The 22,994-nt window shown below is 65.4% G+C and carries 19 protein-coding genes; 11 read left to right on the top strand and 8 right to left on the bottom strand.

What is annotated here, in order from left to right:
• The first annotated feature begins 42 nt into the window (after positions 1 to 42).
• The gene (gene xdhB, locus ABID37_RS23255) at positions 43 to 2,397 is read left to right on the top strand and encodes a xanthine dehydrogenase molybdopterin binding subunit (protein WP_354199190.1); all 2,355 of its coding nucleotides are present in this window, start codon (positions 43 to 45) and stop codon (positions 2,395 to 2,397) included.
• An 81-nt stretch (positions 2,398 to 2,478) separates the two neighbouring features.
• Entirely contained in the window at positions 2,479 to 3,345 is an 867-nt protein-coding gene (xdhC, locus tag ABID37_RS23250) for a xanthine dehydrogenase accessory protein XdhC (protein ID WP_354199189.1), read from the top strand.
• Positions 3,346 to 3,396: 51 nt separating this feature from the next.
• On the opposite strand, the gene dps is transcribed toward xdhC, so the two are convergent.
• Together dps and ABID37_RS23240 are read right to left on the bottom strand one after the other, a co-directional pair.
• Complete coding sequence (dps, locus tag ABID37_RS23245) at positions 3,397 to 3,885, bottom strand: DNA starvation/stationary phase protection protein Dps (protein ID WP_354199187.1); 489 nt, start codon at positions 3,883 to 3,885, stop codon at positions 3,397 to 3,399.
• Positions 3,886 to 3,986: 101 nt separating this feature from the next.
• Positions 3,987 to 4,907 (bottom strand): LysR family transcriptional regulator, encoded by a 921-nt coding sequence (locus ABID37_RS23240; RefSeq protein ID WP_354199185.1) that lies wholly within the window; start codon positions 4,905 to 4,907, stop codon positions 3,987 to 3,989.
• Between the two features lie 137 nt (positions 4,908 to 5,044).
• Between ABID37_RS23240 and ABID37_RS23235 the strand changes: the two genes are divergently transcribed.
• From ABID37_RS23235 to ABID37_RS23225, 3 genes are all read left to right on the top strand, one after another.
• On the top strand, positions 5,045 to 6,265 hold the full coding sequence (locus ABID37_RS23235) for a urate hydroxylase PuuD (protein WP_354199183.1): 1,221 nt from the start codon (positions 5,045 to 5,047) through the stop codon (positions 6,263 to 6,265).
• A 92-nt stretch (positions 6,266 to 6,357) separates the two neighbouring features.
• Positions 6,358 to 7,671, top strand: coding sequence for a guanine deaminase (gene guaD / locus ABID37_RS23230; protein WP_354199181.1), 1,314 nt, complete (start codon positions 6,358 to 6,360; stop codon positions 7,669 to 7,671).
• Positions 7,672 to 7,777: 106 nt separating this feature from the next.
• Entirely contained in the window at positions 7,778 to 9,040 is a 1,263-nt protein-coding gene (locus ABID37_RS23225) for a glycerate kinase type-2 family protein (RefSeq protein WP_354199179.1), read from the top strand.
• Positions 9,041 to 9,179: 139 nt separating this feature from the next.
• Here ABID37_RS23225 and ABID37_RS23220 read toward each other — a convergent pair whose 3' ends face one another.
• Positions 9,180 to 10,565: a glutamine synthetase family protein gene (locus ABID37_RS23220; protein WP_354199177.1), complete on the bottom strand. Its 1,386-nt coding sequence runs from the start codon at positions 10,563 to 10,565 to the stop codon at positions 9,180 to 9,182.
• A 63-nt stretch (positions 10,566 to 10,628) separates the two neighbouring features.
• Positions 10,629 to 12,002 (bottom strand): aspartate aminotransferase family protein, encoded by a 1,374-nt coding sequence (locus ABID37_RS23215; protein WP_354199175.1) that lies wholly within the window; start codon positions 12,000 to 12,002, stop codon positions 10,629 to 10,631.
• Between the two features lie 239 nt (positions 12,003 to 12,241).
• On the opposite strand from ABID37_RS23215, the gene ABID37_RS23210 reads away from it, so the two are divergent.
• On the top strand, positions 12,242 to 12,598 hold the full coding sequence (locus tag ABID37_RS23210; protein ID WP_354199173.1) for a hypothetical protein: 357 nt from the start codon (positions 12,242 to 12,244) through the stop codon (positions 12,596 to 12,598).
• A gap of 231 nt (positions 12,599 to 12,829) precedes the next feature.
• Here the strand turns inward: ABID37_RS23210 and ABID37_RS23205 are convergent, their stop codons facing one another.
• Genes ABID37_RS23205 through ABID37_RS23195 form a run of 3 tightly spaced genes read right to left on the bottom strand, consistent with a single transcriptional unit; the run spans position 12,830 to position 15,531 of the window.
• Entirely contained in the window at positions 12,830 to 13,804 is a 975-nt protein-coding gene (locus ABID37_RS23205; RefSeq protein WP_354199171.1) for a WD40 repeat domain-containing protein, read from the bottom strand.
• Positions 13,805 to 13,825: 21 nt separating this feature from the next.
• Positions 13,826 to 14,422, bottom strand: a complete 597-nt coding sequence (locus tag ABID37_RS23200) for an AAA family ATPase (RefSeq protein WP_354199169.1) — start codon at positions 14,420 to 14,422, stop codon at positions 13,826 to 13,828.
• Positions 14,407 to 15,531 carry a CobW family GTP-binding protein gene (locus tag ABID37_RS23195; protein ID WP_354199261.1) on the bottom strand — a complete coding sequence of 375 codons (1,125 nt, stop codon included), beginning with the start codon at positions 15,529 to 15,531 and terminating at the stop codon, positions 14,407 to 14,409. Before ABID37_RS23195 ends, ABID37_RS23200 begins: the two co-directional genes overlap by 16 nt.
• Before the next feature lie 287 nt (positions 15,532 to 15,818).
• On the opposite strand from ABID37_RS23195, the gene ABID37_RS23190 reads away from it, so the two are divergent.
• From ABID37_RS23190 to ABID37_RS23175, 4 genes are all read left to right on the top strand, one after another.
• Positions 15,819 to 16,343, top strand: a complete 525-nt coding sequence (locus ABID37_RS23190; protein WP_354199167.1) for a MarR family winged helix-turn-helix transcriptional regulator — start codon at positions 15,819 to 15,821, stop codon at positions 16,341 to 16,343.
• Between the two features lie 150 nt (positions 16,344 to 16,493).
• A complete protein-coding gene (locus ABID37_RS23185) occupies positions 16,494 to 17,435 on the top strand; it encodes a DMT family transporter (RefSeq protein WP_435521626.1) in 942 nt (313 codons plus the stop codon).
• Between the two features lie 66 nt (positions 17,436 to 17,501).
• Positions 17,502 to 18,521, top strand: a complete 1,020-nt coding sequence (locus tag ABID37_RS23180) for a LacI family DNA-binding transcriptional regulator (protein WP_354199257.1) — start codon at positions 17,502 to 17,504, stop codon at positions 18,519 to 18,521.
• A gap of 4 nt (positions 18,522 to 18,525) precedes the next feature.
• Positions 18,526 to 19,500, top strand: a complete 975-nt coding sequence (locus tag ABID37_RS23175; RefSeq protein ID WP_354199166.1) for a 2-hydroxyacid dehydrogenase — start codon at positions 18,526 to 18,528, stop codon at positions 19,498 to 19,500.
• A gap of 6 nt (positions 19,501 to 19,506) precedes the next feature.
• Here the strand turns inward: ABID37_RS23175 and ABID37_RS23170 are convergent, their stop codons facing one another.
• Entirely contained in the window at positions 19,507 to 20,280 is a 774-nt protein-coding gene (locus tag ABID37_RS23170) for a gamma-glutamyl-gamma-aminobutyrate hydrolase family protein (RefSeq protein WP_354199164.1), read from the bottom strand.
• 275 nt (positions 20,281 to 20,555) lie between these two features.
• Here ABID37_RS23170 and ABID37_RS23165 point away from each other — a divergent pair, with 275 nt between their 5' ends.
• Positions 20,556 to 22,868 carry a putative bifunctional diguanylate cyclase/phosphodiesterase gene (locus tag ABID37_RS23165; RefSeq protein ID WP_354199162.1) on the top strand — a complete coding sequence of 771 codons (2,313 nt, stop codon included), beginning with the start codon at positions 20,556 to 20,558 and terminating at the stop codon, positions 22,866 to 22,868.
• The last annotated feature ends 126 nt before the right edge of the window (positions 22,869 to 22,994 follow it).

The following is a 22,994-nucleotide window of genomic DNA, read 5'->3' as shown; positions in this document are numbered from 1 at the left end:
CAGCCGGTTGAACGGCGCTTTTGCGGTGAGGAGGCAAGACCCATGACCAAGCACGCACCAAATCTGAAGGCCGAGAAGATCGTCGGCGGCGTCCATTCCACGCAGCGCCACGATTCCGCCCACAAGCACGTCACCGGCACGGCCGTCTATATCGACGACATGGTCGAGCCGGTCGGCACGCTGCATGCCGGCCTCGGCCTCTCCAATGTCGCGCATGGCATCATCAAGTCGGTGGACCTGTCGGCGGTGCGCGCCGCGCCCGGCGTCGTCGACGTGCTCACCTATGAGGACGTTCCCGGCGTCAACGAGATATCGCCTTCCTACATGGATGACGATCCGGTGCTGGCCGAGGGCAAGGTCGAGTTCCACGGCCAGCCGATCTTCTGCGTCATCGCCGAGACGCGCGAGCAGGCCCGCCGTGCCGCCCGGCTGGCAAAGATCGAGTATGAGGAACTGCCTGCGGTCATCGACATCTGGGACCTCGACGTCGCGACCCACAAGCAGGTCACCACGCCGCTGACGCTGAAGCGCGGCGATGCCGCGACGGCGCTCGCCAGCGCGCCGCGCCGCGTCAAGGGCCGCATGCGCCTTGGCGGGCAGGACCACTTCTACCTCGAAGGGCAGGTGTCGCTGGCCATTCCGGGCGAGGACGACGAGATCATCGTCTATTGCTCGACGCAAGGGCCGAGCGAAACCCAGCACATGGTTGCCCATGCGCTCGGCGTGCCGAGCCATGCGGTGACGGTGGAGGTACGCCGCATGGGCGGCGGCTTCGGCGGCAAGGAAACCCAGGCCAACCAGTGCGCGGCGCTGGCCGCCATCGCCGCCAAGAAGCTCAAGCGCGCCGTCAAGCTGCGCCTCGACCGCGACGAGGACATGACCGCCACCGGCAAGCGGCACGACTTCGCCATCGACTACGATGTCGGCTTCGACGACGAGGGCCGCATCCTCGGCATCGACTACACCTTCGCGCTGCGCTCCGGCTTTTCCGCCGACCTTTCCGGCCCGGTGGGCGACCGCGCGCTGTTCCATTGCGACAATGCCTATTTCTTCCCGCATGTGCATGCCAAGTCGGCGCCGCTCTACACCAACACCGTGTCGAACACGGCGTTCCGCGGCTTCGGCGGCCCGCAGGGCATGGTGGGCGCGGAGCGCGTCATCGACGAGGTGGCCTTCGCCGTCGGCAAGGACCCGCTGGAAATCCGCAAGCTCAACTTCTACGACGCGATGGGCGTGAAGGGCGAGCGCAACCTCACCCCCTACCACCAGAAGGTGGAGGACTGCATCATCCAGCGCATCGTGGCCGAGCTGGAGGAAAGCGCCGACTATGCCGGCCGCCGCAAGGCGATTGCCGAGTTCAACGCCACGAGCCCGGTGGTCAAGCGCGGCCTGGCGCTGACGCCGGTGAAATTCGGCATCTCCTTCACCAAGACGGAGTCCAACCAGGCCGGTGCGCTGGTTCATGTCTACACCGACGGTTCGGTGCACATGAACCATGGCGGCACCGAGATGGGGCAGGGCCTGCACCTCAAGGTGGCGCAGGTGGTGGCCGAGGAATTCCAGATCGATCTCGACCGGGTGAAGATCACCGCCACCACCACGGCCAAGGTGCCCAACACCTCGCCCACCGCCGCCTCGTCGGGCGCGGACCTCAACGGCATGGCGGCGCAGGACGCGGCGCGCCAGATCAAGGAGCGGCTGATCGACTTCGCCGCCGAAACCCACCAGATCCCGCGCGAACAGGTGGTGTTCCTGCCCAACCGGGTGCGGGTCGGCAATGAGGAGATCCCCTTCAACGACCTGGTCAAGCAGGCCTACATGAACCGCGTCCAGCTTTCGGCGGCCGGATTCTACAAGACGCCGAAAATCCACTGGGACCGCGCCAAGGGCCGTGGCCACGCCTTCTACTACTACGCCTATGGCGCGGCCTGCTCGGAAGTCTCCGTCGACACGCTGACCGGCGAATATGTGGTCGAGCGCACCGACATCCTGCACGATACCGGCCGTTCGCTGAACAAGGCCATCGACATCGGCCAGGTCGAGGGCGGCTTCATCCAGGGCATGGGCTGGCTGACCACCGAGGAATTGTGGTGGGACGACAAGGGCCGCCTGCGCACGCATGCGCCTTCCACCTACAAGATCCCGCTGGCCTCCGACCGGCCCAAGGTATTCAACGTGGCGCTGACCGACTGGTCCGAGGCCTATGAGCCGACCGTCCACCGCTCCAAGGCGGTGGGCGAGCCGCCGCTGCCGCTCGGCCTGTCCGTGCTCCACGCCTTGTCGGATGCCATCGCCAGCGTCGCGGATCACAAGATCTGCCCGCGCCTCGACGCCCCGGCCACGCCGGAGCGCGTGCTGATGGCGGTGGAGCGGCTAAAGGCACAGGCCGGAAAGTAGCGCAAGCTGCGTTGGGAACCTATCTTATGGGCATGAAAGGTTTGTCGCTTTGCCGGCTTGAGACGTGTTGGGAGGCATGAGATGGCCTCGACCGTTGACGATCTGAAATCCTTCCTTGCCGGCGCCGGCCGTTTCGCGCTGGTCAGCGTGGCCGGCACGAAGGGTTCCACGCCCCGCGAGACCGGGGCATGGATGCTGGTGTCGCCGGCGTCCAGCTATGGCACCATCGGCGGCGGCCAGCTCGAATACATGGCCATCGACAAGGCCCGGCAGGTGCTCGGCAAATCCGGTGACGGCTCGACCATGCTCGACGTGCCGCTCGGGCCGGAGATCGGCCAGTGCTGCGGCGGCCGGGTGGAAGTGGCGATCCGGCCGGGCGATGCCGCCCTGGCGGCTGCTCTTGTCGGCGCGGCCGAGCGGGAGGAGATGATGCTGCCGCATCTCTACATTTTCGGAGGAGGCCATGTCGGCAAGGCGCTGGCGGCTTCCGTCGCCCTGCTGCCCGTCCATGCCGTGGTGGTCGAGACGCGGGAGAACGAGCTGGAAGGCGTGGCGCCAGGCGTCGAGACGCTGCTGACGCCGGTTCCGGAAGAGGCGGTGCGCGCGGCGCCCGCCGGCTCCGCCTTCGCCGTGCTGACCCACGATCACGCGCTGGACTTCCTCATCGTTGCCGAGGCGCTGAAGCGCGGCGATGCCGCCTATGTCGGCATGATCGGCTCGAAAACCAAGAAGGCCACTTTCCGGAGCTGGTTCCTGAAGACGGCCGGCGGCACGGCAGCGGAATTCGCCCGGCTGGTTTCCCCCATCGGCGGCGAGGCGGTGAAGGACAAGCGACCGCCGGTGATCGCGGCGCTGGCCGCCGCCGAGATGATGTCGGCGCTGGCTTCGCATGCGGGGCCGGGCGTTTCCGAAACGCGCGCGGCGCGGAAAATTTCCTCGAAACAATGAGTTGAGTGATTCCGCGGTTCAAGAACGCGGAAACACTCTAACGGTGAGGGCTTATTCCTTTTCCTGGATGTGGGATTCCAGGAACCACAGGAACTTGTCGAGCGAACGCGAATAGCCGGTGAAGATGTCGGCCGTGTCGGCATCGCCCGCCTCGTCGGTCTCGTCGATGGCGTCGCGCGCGCCCTTGGCGGCGGCCGCATAGGCATCGATCAGCGCGGCGAGATGGTCCTTCGTCTTGTGGATATCGGTCGGATAGGGCTTGAGGGTGCTGTCCCGGGCGACGACCTGCGAGGTGCCGAGCGCGGTGCCGCCGAGCTGGGCCGCCCGTTCCGCGATCGTGTCGACATGGCCGTCGAGTTCGGTGCGGAAAGTGTCGAGCATCTCGTGGATGGCAATGAATTGCGGACCCTTCACGTTCCAGTGCGCCTGCTTGGTGATCAGTGCCAGGTCGATGGCGTCTGCCAGCCGCGCGTTCAGCACTTCGATGGACGACGCGCGCGTGTTGGACTTCAGGTCGTTACGGGTCTGGATCGTTGCCATGGGGAAACTCCATTCGATGGTTGGACGAGCGGCGCGGCAGGAACCGTGCCCCTCGTTCGACAATGTGCGCCTGCAAGATGGGTTCCTCAAGCACCCTGCGGCTATTTGGCCGACAGCGCCTCGCGGATCAGCCGCTGGCACCGCTCCGCCATGAAGTCGAGCAGCAGGCGCACCTTGGGGTCCTGCAGCTTCTTGTGCGGATAGACGGCGGCAAGCTGGACGGGCGTCGGCGGCGTCTGTTGCAGGATCACGCGCAGGCGCCCGTCGCGCAGATAGGGCTCGACCTCGAAGCGTGGCTTGTTGACGATGCCGCGCCCGGCCAGTGCCCAGCCGGTCAGCACATCGCCGTCATCGCTGTCATAGGGGCCGCGGAACTCGAATTTCTGCGGGCCGGTTGGCGTCTGCAAGATCCAGTAGAACTCGCGGGAACCCGGATAGCGCAGCATCAGGCAGTCGTGCTTCTTCTCGATCAGTTCATGCACATCGGCCGGCTCGCCGCGCCGTTCGATATATTCGGGCGAGGCCACCAGCACCCGCTCGCATTCGAGGATGCCGCGCATCCTGAGCGACGAATCCTCGATCACCCCCAGCCGGAACGCCACGTCGATGCCCTCTTTCAGGATATCGACATTGTGGTCGGAAAGCCGCAGCCGAACCTCGATATCGGGATATCTGTCGTGGAATTCGGGGATGCCGGAGGCAACCAGCCGTCGTCCCAGGCCCAGCGGGGCGGTGACGCGGATGGTGCCGCGCGGCTGGCCGGACAGGGTCGCGACCGAGGCTTCGGCTTCCGCCACCGCCTCCAGGATCTGTTTGGCGCCGGTGTAGAACACGGTGCCGTGCTCGGTCGGCATGAGCTGGCGCGTCGTGCGGTTGAACAGCCGCACGCCAAGGTGCTTCTCCAGTTCCTTGATGCGGTTGGAGGCGACGGCGGGGGAAATGCGCATGTCCCGGCCGGCCGCGGACAAATTCCCCAGTTCGACGACCCGAACGAAGACGGCAATATTGTCGAGATAGGCCATGCGATTCCGTGGCTGTATGTGGCTGCGTCGAAGGACAATAGTATTTTCCAAATTTTTTTGAAAGTCATCGGGCCAATGGCCTCTTTTCGTTTGGGAACGAGTCCGTAAAGTCGTTTTCTGCCGACAAGGGGTGGAGCATGCTGGATTTTGCGATTTTCTGGGATTGGTTGTCGTTCGGGGTGCGTTGGCTGCATGTCATCACCGCCATCGCCTGGATTGGTTCGTCGTTCTATTTCGTCGCGCTCGACCTGGGGCTGCGCCAGCGCCCCGGGCTGCCGGCCGGCGCCTTTGGCGAGGAGTGGCAGGTCCACGGCGGCGGTTTCTACCACATCCAGAAATATCTGGTGGCGCCGGAGGCGATGCCGGAACACCTGACCTGGTTCAAGTGGGAAAGCTACGCCACCTGGCTGTCGGGCTTCGCGCTTCTGTGCATTGTCTACTATGCCGGCGCCGACCTCTTCCTCATCGATCCCAGCGTTCTGGACGTCTCGGTGCCGGTCGGCATCGGCATTTCGCTGGCCACCATCGGCGTGGGCTGGCTGTTCTACGACACGCTGTGCAAGCTCTTCCTCGGCAAGAGCGACACCGGCCTGATGATCTTCCTCTATGTCATCTTGGTGTTCATCGCCTGGGGACTGACGCATCTGTTCACCGGCCGCGCCGCCTTCCTGCATCTTGGCGCCATCACCGCCACGATCATGTCGGCCAACGTCTTCATGGTCATCATTCCGAACCAGAAGGTGGTCGTCGCCGACCTCATCGCCGGCCGCAAGCCGGACCCGAAATACGGCAAGATCGCCAAGCAGCGCTCGGTGCACAACAACTACCTGACGCTGCCCGTGCTGTTCCTGATGCTGTCGAACCACTATCCGCTGGCGTTCGGTACCCAGTACAACTGGATCATCGCCTCGCTGGTGTTCCTCATCGGCGTGCTGATCCGCCACTATTTCAACACCGGCCACGCCCGCAAGGGCAACCCGACCTGGACCTGGCTGGTCGCCGCCATCCTGTTCGTCATCATCATCTGGCTGTCGACCGTGCCGAAGGTGCTGACCGGCGAGTCGAAGGCGGCTTCCGCCACCGGCGAGGTCTACATCGCCTCGACCCATTTCCCGGCGGTGCGCGACACGGTGATGGGGCGTTGCGCCATGTGCCATGCATCGGAGCCGTTCTATGACGGCATCTACCACGCCCCCAAGGGCGTGGTTCTCGATACCGACGAGGCCATCGCCTCCCATGCCCGCGAGATCTACCTGCAGGCCGGCAAGAGCCATGCCATGCCGCCCGCCAACGTGACCCAGATGACCGAAGAGGAGCGGGCGCTGCTCACCGCCTGGTTCGAGGACAAGCGCCAATAACCGCACTTCCGGCGGCAGGCACTTCCGACAGCCGCAGCCGCTACGCCCGTGCGCCGGACGATCGCCGGCAAGAGACTGCGAGGACCGATACCATGACCGATACCCTGCTGCGTGGACGCACGCTTTCCTTCGTGCGCTGGCCTGAGGCGATCGACGACCAGGGCGCGTGGAGCTACGAGGAAGACGGCGGCCTGCTTCTCAGGGGCGGCAAGATCGTCGCCGCCGGCGCCTATGCGGATGTCGAAAGGCAGGCCGGCGAGGGTGTGGCGAAGGTCGACCACCGGCCGCATCTTCTGGTTCCCGGCTTCATCGACGCGCACGCCCATTTCCCGCAGATGCAGATCATCGCCTCCTATGGCGCGGAACTGCTGGAATGGCTGAACACCTACACCTTCCCGGAAGAAACCAGGTTCCTCAACGCCCAGCACGGCCGCCGCATCGCGCGCCTGTTCCTCGACGAGATGATCCGCAACGGCACCACCACGGTCGCCGCCTATTGCTCGGTGCACAAGGAATCGGCGGAAGCCTTCTTCGCCGAATCGCATGACCGGAACATGCTCAACATCGCCGGCAAGGTGATGATGGACCGCAACGCGCCGGGTGAACTCACCGACACGCCGCAGTCCGGCTATGACGACACCAAGGCGCTGATTGCCGAATGGCACGGCAAGGGCCGCCAGCACTACGCCATCACGCCGCGCTTCGCCATCACCTCTACGCCGGAGCAGATGGAGATGGCGGGCGCGCTGGCGAAGGAGTTTCCCGAGCTGCACATCCAGACGCACCTGTCGGAGAACCATGACGAGATCGCCTTCACCCGCGAACTCTATCCGCAGGCCGAAGACTATGCCGGCGTCTACGAACATTATGGGCTGCTCGGGCCGCGCACCCTGCTTGGCCACTCGATCCACCTTGCCGAGCGCGAGGCCGATATTATTTCGGAAACCGGTTCGGTCGCTGTATTCTGCCCGACGTCCAACCTGTTCCTCGGTTCCGGCCTGTTCGACTATCAGCGCTTCCGCCGCCGCGAGAAGCCCCTGCGCATCGCGGCCGCGACCGATGTCGGCGGCGGCACCAACTATTCCATGCTGCGCACCATGGACGAGGGTTACAAGGTGATCGCCCTGCAGGGCGAGAAGCTGAACCCGTTCCAGTCCTTCTGGCAGATCACGCGCGGCAATGCCGAGGCGCTGTCCATCGCCGACCGGGTCGGCACGCTGGAAGCCGGCACCGAGGCCGACATCATCGTGCTGGACAGCCGCGCCACTCCGGTCATGGAACTGCGCATGGAGACCGTGAAGTCCCTGGCCGAGGAGCTGTTCCTATTGCAGACGCTGGGCGACGACCGCGCCGTGCGCGAGGTCTATGTCGCCGGCAAGCCTTCCAAGAGCATCGTCGCCGCCTGAGGCCGCCGCCCCTTGACTGTACAAGGCAAGCTGTCCAAAGGGTGCCCATGCCCTCAAACAGGCCGTGCCCTCAAACAGGCCAGTGTCCTCAAACAGGAAGGAACGCATGACCCTCGCGCCCAAGGCTTTCCTGACCTCCATTTTCGAAGCGGCAGTCGCTGCGGCGGACCCGGAACGGACGATCCGCGATCATCTGCCGGAACGGCCCAAGGGGCGCACCATCGTCATCGGCGCCGGCAAGGGCGCGGCGCAGATGGCGGCCGCCTTCGAGAAGGTCTGGGACGGTCCCATCGAGGGTCTTGTCGTCACCCGCTACGGCTACGGCGCGCCGACCAAGCGCATCGAGGTGATCGAGGCGGCCCATCCAGTGCCGGACAAGGCCGGGCTGGAGGCCGGGCAGCGCCTCTTGCGGCAGGTGGAGGGGCTCGGCGAGGACGATCTCGTGGTGGCGCTGGTTTGCGGCGGCGGCTCGGCGCTGCTGCCGGCCCCCGCCGGTTCGCTGACGCTGGAGGACGAAATCGCCGTCAACGAGGCGCTTCTGGCCTCGGGCGCGCCGATCTCCGTCATGAACGCCATCCGCAAGCATGTCTCGGCCATCAAGGGCGGGCGGCTCGCGGCGGCGGCTCATCCGGCCCGCGTGGTGTCGCTGATCGTCTCCGACATTCCGGGCGACAATCCGGCGCTGGTGGCGTCCGGCCCCACGGTGCCTGACGCGGCCAGCCGCGCCGATGCGCTGAAGGCCATCGAGGCTTACGGCATCGAGCTGCCGGAGCGTGTGATTGCGCATCTCAACTCGCCGGAAGCCGACGCGCCGCGCCCCGACGATAAGCGCTTCGCCCGCAACGAGGTGAAGCTGATCGCTTCGGCCGCCGTTTCGCTGGAGGCGGCCGCCGCGGAGGCGAAGCGGCTGGGCATCGAGGCCGTCATCCTGTCCGATTCCATCGAGGGCGAGGCGCGCGAGGTGGGTTCGGTCCACGCGGCCATCGCCCGCGAGATCGCCACCCGCAACCGGCCCTTCCAAAAACCGGTGCTGCTGCTGTCTGGCGGCGAAACCACGGTGACCTTGCGCGCCAAGGGCAAGGGCGGCCGCAACACCGAGTTCCTGCTTTCCTTCGCGCTCGGCATCGACGGCTTCGACGGCATCCATGCGCTGGCCGCCGACACCGACGGCATCGACGGTTCCGAGGACAATGCCGGCGCCTTCTGCGATGGCGAAACGGTGCGCCGCATGCGGGCCGCCGGCGTCGATGCGCGCGCCCTGCTGGCCGCCAACAATGCCTGGACGGCGTTCGATGCGGTGGACGATCTGTTCGTGCCCGGCCCGACCGGCACCAATGTCAACGACCTGCGCGCCATATTGGTGCGTTGAATTTCAGGTTTTGCCGGAAATAGCCCCTCTCCCTCTCCCCGCAAGCGGGGAGAGGGTCCCGGCAGGGGGATGAGGGCAATTTTGCCGGAGTATGAATTGCCCCAACCAATTCAGTAAGCGGATGCTTACATAATTCGCCTCACACCTCGTGCAAATAGAGGTGGTAGTCGAGTTCGCTCACCGTGCGCGCCACACGGAAATACTCGGCCTGCTTGATGGCGGTGAAGGTGTTGTGCAGGTCCGGCCCCAGCGCCCCGCGTAAAAACTCCGAAGCCTTCGCCGCGTCGATTGCGGCGCGCCAGTCGGTCGGCATGGTGCTGTCGCCACTGTCGGCCTCATAGCCGTTGCCGGTCGTCTCGGGGCCGGGGTCGAGCTGTTCCTCGATGCCCTTGGCAATGCCGGCCAGCACCGTTGCGGCGACCAGATAGGGATTGGCATCGACGCCGGAAGGCCGGTGTTCGATGCGGCGGTTCCGCGCATCCCCCGCCGGCACCCGCAAGGCTACCGAGCGATTGTTGACGCCCCATGTCGGCGCCACCGGCGCATAGGATTGCGAGACGAAGCGCCGCCAGGAATTGGCGTGCGGCGCGAACACAAGCATGGATTCGGCCATGGTGACGGCAAGCCCGCCCAGCGCATGAAGCAATAGCGGCGACCATGTCTCGCCGGGCTTTTCGGTGAAGGCGTTCTGCTCGTCGCGGTCGAGCAGCGAAACGTGGAGATGCATGCCCGAGCCGGCATATTGCTCGATGGGCTTGGCCATGAAGCAGGCGGTGACGCCATGGCGGCGCGCCTGCGCCCGCACGATGCGCTTCAGCATCACCAGGTCGTCGGCGGCGCGGAGCACGTCCTTGCGGTAGTTGAGCGTAAGCTCGTACTGACCGGGCGCATATTCCGAGATCACCGTCTCGGCGGGAATGCCCTGTTCCCTTGCGGTCGCATAGATGTCCGAAAACAGCGGCTCCATGCCGTGCAGATGGTCGACGGAATAGACCTCCGTCTTGGCCGAGCGGCGGCCGTCCAGCACCGCGCCGGCCGGCTGCACCTTGCCCTCGGCGTCGCGTTCATTGGCGAGGAGAAAGAATTCCAGCTCGAAGGCGCCGGCCGGATGCAGGCCCTTCTCGGCCAGCTTCGCCACCTGCCGCGCCAGCGCGTGGCGCGGGTCCGAGCTCATCGGCGCGCCGTCGAGATGATGCATGGCCATCAGCACCTGTCCGCGCGCCGGACTGGTGCCGTAGAGCGGCACCAGCGTGCCGGGGAGAGGCCATGCGCGCAGGTCGCCGTCGCCCGAATCCCAGATCAGCCCGGTTTCGTGCACGTCCTCGCCGGTGATGTCGAGGCCGAGGATCGAGATCGGCATGTGCCGGCCGCTTTTGTAGAGACCCATCAGCTCATGCCGGCGGATGATCTTGCCGCGCCCGACGCCGTTGGCGTCGGTCAGCACGATGTCGAAGGCTTCGACCTCCGGATGGGCGTCGAGAAAGGCCTGGGCTTCGCCGGGCGTCGAGCCCGAAGGGGAGGTCATGGTGGGTGGTCTCCAGAAGGAATGCCGTCTGACCGCAAGGGGTAATCGACGGCTGGAAGATGATCAATCGCTGAGCCGACTCACGACGTCGGCGAAGGCCGTGATCAGCCGGTTCACCTGCGCGGGCCGCGTGGCGGGGGAAATCAGCATCATGTTGTGGAAGGGCGCGATCAGCACGCCGCGGTTGACGAGCGCGACATGCAAGGCGGCTTCCAGTCCCGGCGCGTGGGCGGCTTCCGCCTCGCCGCCGTTCCTCAGCGGTCCGGACGCACAGATGAACTCGACGCGCGCGCCGACCCGTGCGACATGCCAGGGCAGGCCGAAACGGTCGATGACGGCTGTAAGGCCCGCATCGAGACGGCGCGCCAGATGCTCCATATGCGCGTAATTCTCAGCCGTCATCACCTCTTCGAGCGTGGCGCGCATGGCCGCGAATTGCAGCGGATTGGCCGACAGCGTGGTGCCCATGCCGGAATAGCCGGGCTCATGGGTGCGCCGGTAATCGGCGTAACGCGAGGCAACGTCCTCGCTCATCCCCCACACGCTGGCGGGCACGCCGCCGGCCACAGGCTTGCCGAGCACGAACAGGTCCGGTTCGAGCCCATGGGCGCGCGTGTAGCCGCCGGGGCCGGTCGAAATGGTATGCGTCTCGTCGATCAGAAGCAGCGTGCCGGCATCGCGGGTCAGGCGGCGCAGGGCGTCGTGGAAGCCCGGATCGGGCAGCACCATGCAGGAGTTGGTCAGCACCGGCTCGGTGATGACGCAGGCGACGTCCCTGTCGGCAAGGGCTGCCTCAAGGGCAGGAATGTCATTGAACTCCACGATCTTCGTCGCCCGCGTCAGGTCGCGGAACTCCCCGGCCAGCCCCGGCCGGTTGATCGGCTTGCCGCCCTTCAGCCGCACCATGGTCTCGTCCACCGCGCCATGATAGCAGCCGTTGAAGACGAGGATCTTTTTGCGGCCCGTGACGGCGCGCGCGACGCGCAGTGCGAAACGGTTGGCATCCGTGGCCGTGGTGGCGATCTGCCAGAAGGGCAGGCCGAATTTCTCCTGCAACAGCGGGCCGACGGCCAGCGCGTCTTCGGAAGGCAGCATGTAGGTGAGGCCGCGTCCGGCCTGCCTGCGTATGGCGCGCGCCACCGGCGGCGGCGAGTGGCCGAACATGGAGCCGGTGTCGCCGAGGCAGAAATCGTCCAGCCGGTTGCCGTCGACATCGGTGATGGTGGCGCCGCGCGCCTGGTCGACCAGGATGGGGAACGGTGTCGGCCAGTCCTTCATCCAGTGCATGGGCACGCCGTCGAGGAAGCCGGCAATGCCGTTGTCCAGCCTGGCGGCAGTCTTCGGCCGGGCCTTGCGGAATACTTCCGCTTCCCCCTCGCGCAGCGCCTCTATGCGTTCCTGCCCTATCCCGCCCTGCGCCTGTCCGCTGCCCGCCATGTCCTGCCCGTCATGAACAACCGGAGCCACTATAGAGGGGCGTTTTCGCGCGGCAACCGGCCGGACGGGGAATCTGCGTTGGCTCAGGCCGGGCTTGACCGGTCGACCTCGATGGCGATCATGCGCCGTTTCGGGAGCAGGTCGCGATGCGTGCAGTCATCTTGTTGATATCCGCGGTCCTGACGGCAGGGCCGGCAGCCGCTTCAGGCGGATTTTCGTGCAGCGCCGAAGACGAAGCCGTGTCGATCGAAGTGAATGGCGGCGTCACGCACGGCATGGGCAGCCCGGTGTTCAGCCTCCAGGGCGAAATCGGCATCCGCGACGATGCCGTGGCCGAGGACCTGCGCAACACAGGCTTCGAGCGCGCGCATCTGGCGCAATACTGGCTGGACGGTTCGGAACTGCGGCTGGTGCTCTATCGCGAACGCGAGGGCGACAAGCCGCATGGCTACGCCGAGCTTACGGTGAAAGCCGTGTCGGAGGGCGGGGCCTTTGCCGGGGACTACACGCTCGAAATGTTCGACATGACCGGGGCGACTTCCGGCGAGGGCAGGACGAAAACCTTCGACGGCAAGATTTCCTGTTCCGTGGAATAGGCGCGGCTCTTCCGGGCGGTTCAGCCAGGGCCACCGCAAGGGGCAAAGTCAATCGCGGGCGTGCGGCATCGCACCCCATCCCTGACCCCTCCTCACAAGGGGAGGGGGATTCCGCAATGTTGGAATCCGGCATCGAATGCCGAAGACTGGGACGGCAACGCCGGGGAAATCGTCCCCCTCCTCTTTGTGGGGGGGTCAGGGGTGGTGGTAATCCAGTCCGCCGCCGCCCATTCAGCCGGCGATGTCGATGACGCCGCAGTCGCCCGCCGCACTGCCGAAGACAATGCGGCGCTCCTCGCTGTCCCATGCCATGGCGGTGATGGCGCCCTTGCCGGGGCGGCGCAGCAGCACCTCCTTGGCATCGGCGAAGCGGGCGGCCAGCACCATGCCGTCATCGTAGCCGATGGCCACGACATCTTCGCTCGGATGGCAGGCGACGCAGGTCACCATGGAATTGCCGCGCGTGCCGAGTTCCAGCGGCGCCTTGCCCATCGGCCCATCCTTGCCCTGGAAGGGCCAGACGATGGCCGCCGGCGCACCCGAACTGGCCAGCCAACGGCCCTTGGGAGACCATGAAAGGCTTTTCACCTTGGCCGGATAGCCGGTCATGCGCATGTGCTTGCCGTCGGCCAGCTTCCAGCCGTGCAGGGCGTTTTCCTGCATGGTGGTGACAAGGAAATTGCCGTCCGGCGAGAAGGTGATGCCGGTATGGGCGCCCGCCCATTCCAGCTCGACAGGCTTGCCCTCGGCGGCGGCGAAATGCAGCGTCGCGCCGTTGTAGCGGGCGACGCCGATGCGCATGCCCTTCGGCGCGAAAGCGATGCCTTCGACCGAGCGCGGATGGGTGAACTCCTTCACCTTGCCGTCGGCGAAGCGCACATAGGCGGTGCGACCGGTTGCGTAGGCGATGGCGCCTTGCGGGCCTGCCGAAACGCTGGTGATCCATTTGCGGCCGGCCTCGGCCAGTGGCTCGACGGCGCCGCCCGCCTTGACGGCGAACACCTTGCCGTCCTCGCCCCCGGTGACGAGGCGGTCGTCGGCGCTGTCGTAAAAGGCGCACAGCAGCCCGTCATTGGCCTGTTCGGTTTTGTGGCCGTGGTCCAGCCGGTGGATGGAGCCGTCGGCGAGCGCGAAATGCGGCACATCGCCGAGAAAGACAGCGGCCACGCAATGGCCTTCGAGATCGAGCGGGGCGACTGTGGGCATGGGATTATCTGCTTGCCTGCTTCATGGCTGAAGATTGCGATGCCTGTCCGTCGCGGGGCGGAACCGGTCATCGGCCCCGGACCGCAGATGGCGGCAAATCGCGTCGGCAGCTTGATCGGCGGAAAGCCGCGTCACGTCAAGCACCAACAGGTCCGGCACGTCGGGCTTCTGGATGCTGTCGGCCGTCAGGAATGAGCGAAGGACAGCCGGATCGGCCAGCTTGCGGCCCGCCCGGTCCGGGCTGCGCAGCCTGCGGGCGTTCTCCTCGAAATCGGCTTCGAGCACGACGGGCACCAGCGGTGCATTGCGTGCTATGGCCAGATCGACGACATGGTTCCATGCCTGCCGTTCGCGCGCATCGTTGGCGCAAAGGGCATTCGTGATCACCAAGGTGTCTGCGTGCGGCCTGTCCTTCAGTGCTTCGTAGGCGGCGTGGCGCACCTTTTCATAGAGCGGCCATCGGCCGGGATCGGCAAGCCCGGTGCAGCGTATGGCGACGTCGTGCAGCAGATGGTTGTCGATCAGCCGCGCGCCGAGCCTGTCTGCCAGCGCGCGCCCGACCGTCAGCTTGCCAACGCCCGGCCAGCCGTTCAGGTGGACGATCAGGCCGCCTGGCACGCCTCGAAGCTCTTCTTCAGCCGTTCGGCATCGAGCTGGCGGCCGATGAACACCAGCCGGCTCTCGTGCTTTTCGCCGTCCTTCCAGGCGCGCTGGTGGTCGCCCTCGATGATCATGTGCACGCCCTGGATGACATAGCGCTCCGGATCGTCCTTGAAGGCGACGATGCCCTTGAGGCGCAGGATATTCGGACCTTCGATCTGCGTGATCTTCTCGATCCACGGGAAGAACTTCTTCGGGTCCATCTCGCCGCCGCGCAGCGATACGGACTGCACCGTCACGTCGTGGATCGGCGAGACGTGGTCATGCCCGTGGTGGCCATGATGATGATCGTGCCCATCGTGATCATGCCCATCGTGATCATGATGGTGGTGATGATCGTGATCGCAGTCGGGACCGCAGACATGGTCATGGTCGTGATCATGCGCCTCAAGGAAATGCGGATCGTTCTCCAGAGCCCGCGTGAGGTCGAAGGCGCCGCGGTCCAGCACCTCGGCCAGATCGACGCCGGAACGCTGGGTGCGGTGGATCTTCGCCGCCGGGTTGATGGCGCGCACCGTGGCTTCCACCGCGCGCAGCTCGTCCTCGCTGACGAGATCGGTCTTGTTGAGCACGATCACGTCGGCGAAGGCGATCTGGTCCTCGGCCTCCTTCGAGTCTTTGAGGCGAAGCGGCAGGTGCTTGGCGTCGACCAGCGCCACCACGGCGTCCAGCTTGGTCTTGGAGCGCACGTCGTCGTCCATGAAGAAGGTCTGCGCCACCGGCGCGGGGTCGGCGAGGCCGGTCGTCTCGACCACGATGGCGTCGAAGCGGCCGGGGCGGCGCATCAGGCCCTCGACCACGCGGATCAGGTCGCCGCGCACCGTGCAGCACACGCAGCCATTGTTCATCTCGTAGATTTCCTCGTCGGATTCCACGATGAGGTCGTTATCGATGCCGATCTCGCCGAATTCGTTGACGATGACCGCGTAGCGCTTGCCGTGGTTCTCCGACAGGATGCGGTTGAGCAGGGTGGTCTTGCCGGAACCGAGATAGCCGGTCAGCACGGTGACGGGGATTTGCGCCGCGGTTTCGCTCGCCCCGGTTTCACTTGTTCGTGTATCGCTCATCTGGGTGTCGCTCATGGGGCCCTCGGAAATGAAATGTGGGTTCCATATAGGATGTGCCGGCCCCGATTGCACGGGGCAAAGCGCAACCTGCCCGGCCTGCCGGCTCGATCTGTCGCAAGGTGAAGATCATTTGTCATCTAACTGAAATAAACATCTGCCATTAGCCGTCATGCGCGCAGCGAAACTTGCCGGCAAAGCTGTTTTGGGCGCGGGTTTTTGGAACCCCGATTGCCAACCGTCCCATGCCGGGCCATGGTTGCGATGCGGGTGCGGTCGAGAGGACGATCATGGCCAAGGCTGACAGAACGGCAACGATGAACCGGCTGCATTCGGCCGCGCGGCTGGCGCGGACCGCGCTTGCGGCGCGTCTGCTGGCACACGGCTTCTATGCAGGGCAGGACCAGATCATGCTGGCGCTGGACCGTGACGACGGGCAGACGCCCGGCGCACTGGCCGACCGGCTGGGCGTTCGCCCGCCCACCATCACCAAGACCATCAACCGCCTGCAGGCGCAGGGTTTCCTGGAAAAGCGGAACTCGAATTCCGATGCCAGGCAGGCTCACATCTTCCTTACCGATGCCGGCCGCGAGATGATCGTGGCCATCGAGAAATCGGTGAAGAAGACCGAGAAGCAGGCGCTCAAGGGCCTCGACAAGAAGGAGCAGAAGACGCTGGCCAAGCTTCTCGCCCGCATCGAGGCCAACCTGTCGAACGAAGAACTCGTCTTCATCGACGACGAGGCTGAGCCGGAGGCGGACGCCAAGCCGGATGCGAAGAGCGCCGCCAAGGCGGAGGCCGACGCGGACGCCTGAGCCCGAAGCCGGCCAAGCGGGGAACCGCGGCCGCAGGGCTGAATGGTGAGGCCAAGGGCCTGTTTCACGACAGGCCAGGCGCTTTTGGGCTTGCAGCACCGCGCCGGCTGGCCCAAAGCTCGGACAGCGGATCAGCTTTCCAGTCTCGGTGTGGTTATTTCCAGTCGTCAAGAAGACATTGCGGCGCCCGTCTCGGCCATTTTCTACATGGTCGCGGCCTATTTCCTGTTCAGCTTTCTCGACACGTCGATCAAATATCTGGCGGTGGCCGGTATCGCGCCCCTGTTCATCGCCTGGACCCGCTTCGCCGGCCATGCGGTGCTCGTGCCCGCCCTGTTCAGGGGCTGGCGCGATCCTGCCCGTTTTCGCGCTGTCAGCCCGATGGCCCATATCGTGCGCGGCGCCTTCCTGTGCGGCTCGACCATCTTCAACATATTGGCGTTGCGTTACCTGCAACTGGCGGAAACGACCTCGATCTATTTCTTCGGGCCGATGGTGATCACCGCGCTGGCCGGGCCGCTGCTCGGCGAATGGGCGGGCTGGCGGCGCTGGCTGGCCATCCTGACAGGCTTCGTCGGCGTCCTCGTCATCACGCGTCCGGGCGTCGGCGTGTTCGGCATCGGCCACGTGTTCGCGCTGTGCTCGATGCTGTCGAACTCGATCTACGTCATCATGACCCGGCGCATGTCGACCTCGGAAACGCCCGAGAGCCTGATCTTCTATTCGGCGCTGGCGCCGATGATCCTGCTGACGCCGACGCTGTGGTTCACCGAATGGCCGTCCATCGGTCCGTTTCACTGGCTGGTGCTGTTGCTGCTCGGCCTGTTCGGCGGGCTCGGCCATTGGTGCCTGATCCAGGCCTACCGGCAGGCGACCGCCACCGCGCTCGCCCCTTATCCCTACATGCAGATGGTATGGATGATCGCCTTCGGCTGGCTGGTCTTCGACCAGTTCCCCGACAACTGGACCCTCGCGGGCGCCGGCATCATCGTGGCCAGCGGCCTCTATATCCTGCATCGCGAGCACCGGCTGCGGGTGAAGAACCGGGCCGCCCCAGACGCCGAAACCGAGGCCGTGGCGAAAAAGCTTTGACTCGGGCTGCCGCGATGGCATAAGCCGCATTTAAAAAATTTAAATGTGACGCGGGGAGCACTAGCTCTGGCTCAGAAGGTCAAGCTTTCCACGATCGCCGACGCACTTGGCGTGTCGACGGCAACGGTGTCGCTGGCGTTGCGCGACAGCCCGCTGGTGGCCGGCTCTACCCGCGAGCGCATCAAGGAACACGCGCGCGAGATCGGCTATATCTACAATCGCCGCGCCGCTTCGCTGCGCACCCAGCGCTCCGGCATCGTCGGCGTCGTGGTGCACGACATCATGAACCCGTTCTATGCCGAGATCCTGCGCTCCATCGAGCATGAGCTGGACCGCTCGCGCCAGACCTTCCTGCTGTCCAACCATTACGACAAACTCGACAAGCAGCGCATCTTCATCGACACGCTGCTGCAACTGGGGGCCGATGGCGTCATCATGTCGCCGGCCATCGACACGCCGGCCGGCGACATCCGCATGGCCGAGGACAACGGGCTGCCGGCGGTGCTGATCGCCCGCGACGTCGAGGGCGCGCATGTGCCGGTGTTTCGCGGCGACGACGCCTATGGCACGGCGCTCGCCACCAATCACCTGATCTCGCTCGGCCACAAGCGCATCGCCATGGTCGGCGGCACCGACCAGACCTCGACCGGCCGCGACCGCTACCAGGGCTATCTGCGCGCCATGCGCGAGGCGGGGCTGGAAGTGCGCCCGTCATGGCGCATCGCAGGGCCGCGCACCAAGCAGGGCGGCTTCGAGGCGGCCAACCAGTTGCTGGCCCTCAAGGACAAGCCGACCGCCGCCTGCTGCTGGAACGACCTCGTCGCCATCGGCCTGATGAACGGCATCGCCCGCGCCGGGCTGACGCCGGGCATCGACATTTCGGTGACCGGCTATGACGATCTGGAGGAGGCGGCGATCGCCACGCCCGCCCTCACCACCGTCTGGAACGGCCAGCGCGAGGTCGGAAGGCGCGCCGCCAGCGCGCTGCTCGACAAACTCAACGGTCAGGCCGTCGGCCAGACCCAGGAACTCATCAAGCCGGAACTGCATGTGCGCCAGTCCACCGGCCGCCCCGTGGAGCGTTGAATTCATGCCTGCATCGACCGAGCCCGCAACGATCCTCGTCTCGGGAAAGGTGCACGACCACGTCGTCGCGCGCATCGATGAAGCCTTCCGGCTGATCCATATCGAGCGCCCGGACCCGTCGCTGCTGTCGCCGCAGGACATTGCGGCCGTGCGCGGCATTTCGGCCTTCGGCGGCATCGATGCCGCTTTCATCGACACCTTCCCCAATCTGGAGATCATCGCCAATTTCGGCGTCGGCTATGATTCGGTGGATGCCGCCCATGCCGGCGCCAAGGGCATCATGGTCACCAACACGCCGGATGTGCTGACCGAGGAGGTCGCCGATCTGACGGTCGCGCTGCTGCTCGCGACCCTGCGGGAAGTGCCGAAGGCCGAAGCGTGGCTGCGGCAGGGCAAATGGGTGAGCGAAGGCAACTATCGGTTCAGCCCGCTCAGCCTGCGTGGGCGGCACATCGGCATTTTCGGCCTCGGCCGCATCGGCCTTGCGGTGGCGAAGCGGCTGGAAGCCTTCGGCGTTTCAATCGCCTATCACAATCGCCGGCCGGCTGAGGGCGTCGCCTACAGCTATCATCCGACGCTCAAGGGGCTTGCCGCGGCTGTCGATACGCTGATCTGCATCGCGCCCGGCGGCGCGGCCACCGAAAAGGCGATCAACGCCGAGATACTGGCGGCGCTCGGGCCGGAAGGCGTTCTGATCAACACCGGCCGCGGCAGCACCGTCGACGAGGCGGCGCTGGCGGCCGCTCTTCGTGACGGCACCATCGCGGCCGCGGGCCTCGACGTGTTCGCCGACGAACCCAACGCGCCGCAGGCTCTGCTGGATGCTCCCAACACCGTGCTTCTGCCGCACGTGGCCTCGGCGTCCGTGGCAACGCGCCGGGCCATGGCGGACCTGTGCGTGGACAATCTGGTCTCGTGGTTCGGCGCGCGCCGGGCGCTGACCCCGGTGCCGGAAACCGCGCATGTGAAGGCGAAATAGGGCGCGCTACTCCGCAGCAGCCCGTGCAGCCAGCTTGGCGGCCGCGTGCTGGCGCACGGCATCGCCGAACGCCTTGAACACCTTCTGCGACACGCTGTCCGATTTCACCCAGTATTCGGGATGCCATTGCACGCCGACGGCAAAGGCCCGCGCACCCTTCACCGAAACGGCTTCCACCGTCCCGTCCTCGGCCACGGCCTCGACCTCGAGCTTCGAACCCAGCCGTTCGACTGCCTGACGGTGCACCGAGTTGACGTCGATGTCGCCGGCGCCGAACACGTTTGCGAGGCAGGTGCCGGGCTTGATCCTGACCTTCTGGCGAATGGCGAAGCGCTCGTCCTGATCCTCGCTCACCGGCGCGCGGTGGTCGAGAATGCCGTCGCGCTCCTGGATTTCGGTGGCCAGCGTGCCGCCGAGCGCCACGTTCAGCTCCTGAATGCCCCGGCAGATGGCCAGCAGCGGCACGCCGTGCTCGATCGCCTTGCGGATCAGCGGCATGGTGGTGGAGTCGCGGGCGGTGTCGTAGGGGCCGTTCTCCTCGCCGGCGTCGCCGCCGTAGAGGGCCGGATGCACATTCGACTTGGAGCCGGTCAGCATCACCCCGTCCACGGCCGAAAGCAGCGCGTCGAGGTCGAGCCGTTCGCCGAAGGAGGGCACCAGCACGGGCAGGGCGCCGGCTCCCGAAATCACGGCTTCCAGATATTGCTGGGGCGCTGCATGCCAGGTGTAGTTTTCGAACTGCTTCACGTCTGTCGAGACGGCGATCAGCGGCTGCGTCATGATGGTGTGGTTCCAGTCTGAATGAAAATCCGTTGGGCGTAAAATAGAGGCTGCGCGCCCGATTTGCCATGGCCGGTTTCGACTTTGCGCCGGCCAACCGTTGGCCCAGCCCCGAAGCCTATTGCGTCCGGCTTCAGGATCGATGCATCCTGTACAGGGACAATTTGAATCGGGGAAACCGGGACGGCATCGTGTATGTATGTCCTTCGACGCTTGCCTTCTAAAAGTTTTTTAATGCGAATGTGTCATCACATTCGCATGAGTGAGTGCCGGATGTGACCGCCATCAAGCGAAAAGAGCTGCCTGACGACGTGTACATTCCGTTCGTGGAAACTCTTTTCCGCGACGGCTTCACGCTTGCCATCGGCATTTCCGCGCAGACGGCGTTGATGGGCCTCGTATGGGGTAAGTCCGGAAACCACGCCTATCTGGTGCTCGCCGCCGTGCTGGTCATGGTCGGCGTGGTCCGCGTTCTCAACATGCGCCGCTATTCGGCGCTGCCGGTCGCCGAAAACCGCGAGGAAGCCCGCCGGCGCGAGAATCGCTACATCATCTATGGTTCCATGCACGGCCTGGTGCTGGGCACCTTCTGCCTTGTCGCCATCTATACCGGCAAGGACGCCTTCTCCGAGACGGCCGCCGTCTGCATCGTGCTGGCCACGGCGACCGGCATCGCCGGGCGCAACTACGGCTCGCCGAGGATGGTCAACATCCTCATCCTGACGCTGGCATGCCCGATGGCGCTGGGGTTCATCCTGCGCGGCGACTTCTACCACGTCACGCTGGGGCTCCTGTCCATTCCCTTCCTGCTGGCGATCCATCGCTACGCCGATACGGTGCGTGACGTGCTGTTCTCGGCGATTTCGGCCGACAAGCTCGCCAGTCGCCTCGCTCAGCGCTTCAACCGGGCGCTCAACACGATGCCGCACGGCCTCATCATGCTCGACCCCGACGGCAAGGTCGTGGTGGCCAATGCCGAGTCCGCACGCCTGCTGTCGATCCCGTCGCCCGACGATCTGCTCGGGCGCTCGGTGCATTCCTTGCTGATGCGCGGGGTGGTCGGCGGCATGCTGACCCGAAAGGACTGCCGATATATCGAGGCGCAACTGACAAGGGCATTGCGAGAGGGCAGGGACCGCAAGGTCCTTGTCGGCTTTTCGAACGGCCAGCACTACGAGTTCTCGGCCCGCGAAGGCAGCCAGGAGCTCGGCGTCATCACCTTCGAGGACGTCACCGCCCGCGTCGAGGCGGAAGAGCGCATCCGCTTCATGGCCCGTTATGACAGCCTGACCGGTCTGCTCAACCGGGCCTATTTTCACGAACTGGTCGAGGAGAGCATGGCTTCCGGCGATCAGGGCCGCTATTGCGCCATCGCCACCATCGACCTCGACGACTTCAAGAGCGTCAACGACACCGTCGGCCATCCCGTCGGCGATGGGCTGATCTATGCGGTGGCGGAACGGCTTGCCACCTTTTCGGCGCCGGGCATCAAGATCAGTCGTTTCGGTGGCGACGAATTCATGGTTTTTTTCGACCGGGTGGAGAGCGAAAGCGATCTCGCCCGGATGCTCGACGAGATCTTCGCCGGCCTCAAGGGCGAGGTCGATGTCGCCGGCCATGTGCTGCGCATCCAGATCAGCGCCGGCGCGGTGCTGGCGCGGGTCGAGGCGAGCGATGTCGACGAGATGATCGTCAAGGCCGACCTTGCCCTCTACAAGGCCAAGGAACTCGGCAAGAACGGCTGGCAATTGTTCGAATCGTCGATGGACGCGGCTTTCCGCGACCGGCAGCGGATGAAGGCCGACCTGCGCAGCGCCGTGGAAGCCGGCACCTTGCGCGTCGTCTACCAGCCGATCGTGGCCATGGCCACGATGCGCATTTCCGGCTGCGAGGCGCTGTGCCGCTGGGATCACCCCGAACTGGGACCGGTGTCGCCCGGCGTGTTCATTCCTCTGGCGGAGGAGATGGGCATCATTTCGCAGATCAGCACCTTCATGCTGAACGCTGCCTGCGCCGAATGCGCCAAATGGCCCAAGCACACCAATGTTTCGGTCAATCTGTCGGCCAAGGATTTCCGCAACAGCGAGATCATCCAGAAAGTGCGCGATGCGCTGGAGGCGGCCGGCTTGCCGCCGCACCGGCTTGAGGTCGAGGTGACGGAAACGGCGCTTCTGGACGACAAGTCCGAGACGCGCCAGGTGCTGAAGGAACTCAAGGCGCTTGGCGTGCGCATCGCGCTGGACGACTTCGGCACCGGCTATTCCAGCCTCAGCTATCTGCACAAGCTGCCGCTGGACAAGGTCAAGATCGACCGTTCCTTCCTGTCGGACGTGACCCAGAGCCCGCGCTCGCTGGAACTGCTCAGGGGCATCGTGGCGCTGTCGCGCTCCCTGGGGCTTTCCATCACCATCGAGGGCGTGGAAACGTTCGAGCAGCTTCGCGTGCTGTCGCGGCAGGTCGAGCCGGACCTGGTGCAGGGCTTCCTGTTCGGCGCGGCGCTGAGCGCATCCGGCATCGAAACCATGTCGACGGCGCGCTGGCCGTTCGCCCATGACGAAGTGGTCGCTTCGGGCGCAACCCGCACATAAGCCGTTTCACGGATTTTCCCCTGTCTCCGCTTTTCCACCCCGGCGTGCACCCTCCGGATGAAAAAAGCGATTTGTTAAGGTTAATTTTGAGTGAAGCTGGATTTCTTTAATTAAAACTTTACTTAA

Origin of the sequence: Aquamicrobium terrae (assembly GCF_040545735.1) — a bacterium.
Lineage (GTDB): Bacteria > Pseudomonadota > Alphaproteobacteria > Rhizobiales > Rhizobiaceae > Mesorhizobium > Mesorhizobium terrae_A.
This window is presented reverse-complemented; position numbering and strand designations above follow the sequence as displayed.

Bases quoted from the DNA above. Each gene is read 5' to 3' on its own strand.
- xdhB (WP_354199190.1), top strand. From the start codon at position 43: ATGACCAAGCACGCACCAAATCTGAAGGCCGAGAAGATCGTCGGCGGC.
- xdhC (WP_354199189.1), top strand. From the start codon at position 2,479: ATGGCCTCGACCGTTGACGATCTGAAATCCTTCCTTGCCGGCGCCGGC.
- dps (WP_354199187.1), bottom strand. From the start codon at position 3,885: ATGGCAACGATCCAGACCCGTAACGACCTGAAGTCCAACACGCGCGCG.
- ABID37_RS23240 (WP_354199185.1), bottom strand. From the start codon at position 4,907: ATGGCCTATCTCGACAATATTGCCGTCTTCGTTCGGGTCGTCGAACTG.
- ABID37_RS23235 (WP_354199183.1), top strand. From the start codon at position 5,045: ATGCTGGATTTTGCGATTTTCTGGGATTGGTTGTCGTTCGGGGTGCGT.
- guaD (WP_354199181.1), top strand. From the start codon at position 6,358: ATGACCGATACCCTGCTGCGTGGACGCACGCTTTCCTTCGTGCGCTGG.
- ABID37_RS23225 (WP_354199179.1), top strand. From the start codon at position 7,778: ATGACCCTCGCGCCCAAGGCTTTCCTGACCTCCATTTTCGAAGCGGCA.
- ABID37_RS23220 (WP_354199177.1), bottom strand. From the start codon at position 10,565: ATGACCTCCCCTTCGGGCTCGACGCCCGGCGAAGCCCAGGCCTTTCTC.
- ABID37_RS23215 (WP_354199175.1), bottom strand. From the start codon at position 12,002: ATGGCGGGCAGCGGACAGGCGCAGGGCGGGATAGGGCAGGAACGCATA.
- ABID37_RS23205 (WP_354199171.1), bottom strand. From the start codon at position 13,804: ATGCCCACAGTCGCCCCGCTCGATCTCGAAGGCCATTGCGTGGCCGCT.
- ABID37_RS23195 (WP_354199261.1), bottom strand. From the start codon at position 15,531: ATGAGCGATACACGAACAAGTGAAACCGGGGCGAGCGAAACCGCGGCG.
- ABID37_RS23190 (WP_354199167.1), top strand. From the start codon at position 15,819: ATGGCCAAGGCTGACAGAACGGCAACGATGAACCGGCTGCATTCGGCC.
- ABID37_RS23175 (WP_354199166.1), top strand. From the start codon at position 18,526: ATGCCTGCATCGACCGAGCCCGCAACGATCCTCGTCTCGGGAAAGGTG.
- ABID37_RS23170 (WP_354199164.1), bottom strand. From the start codon at position 20,280: ATGACGCAGCCGCTGATCGCCGTCTCGACAGACGTGAAGCAGTTCGAA.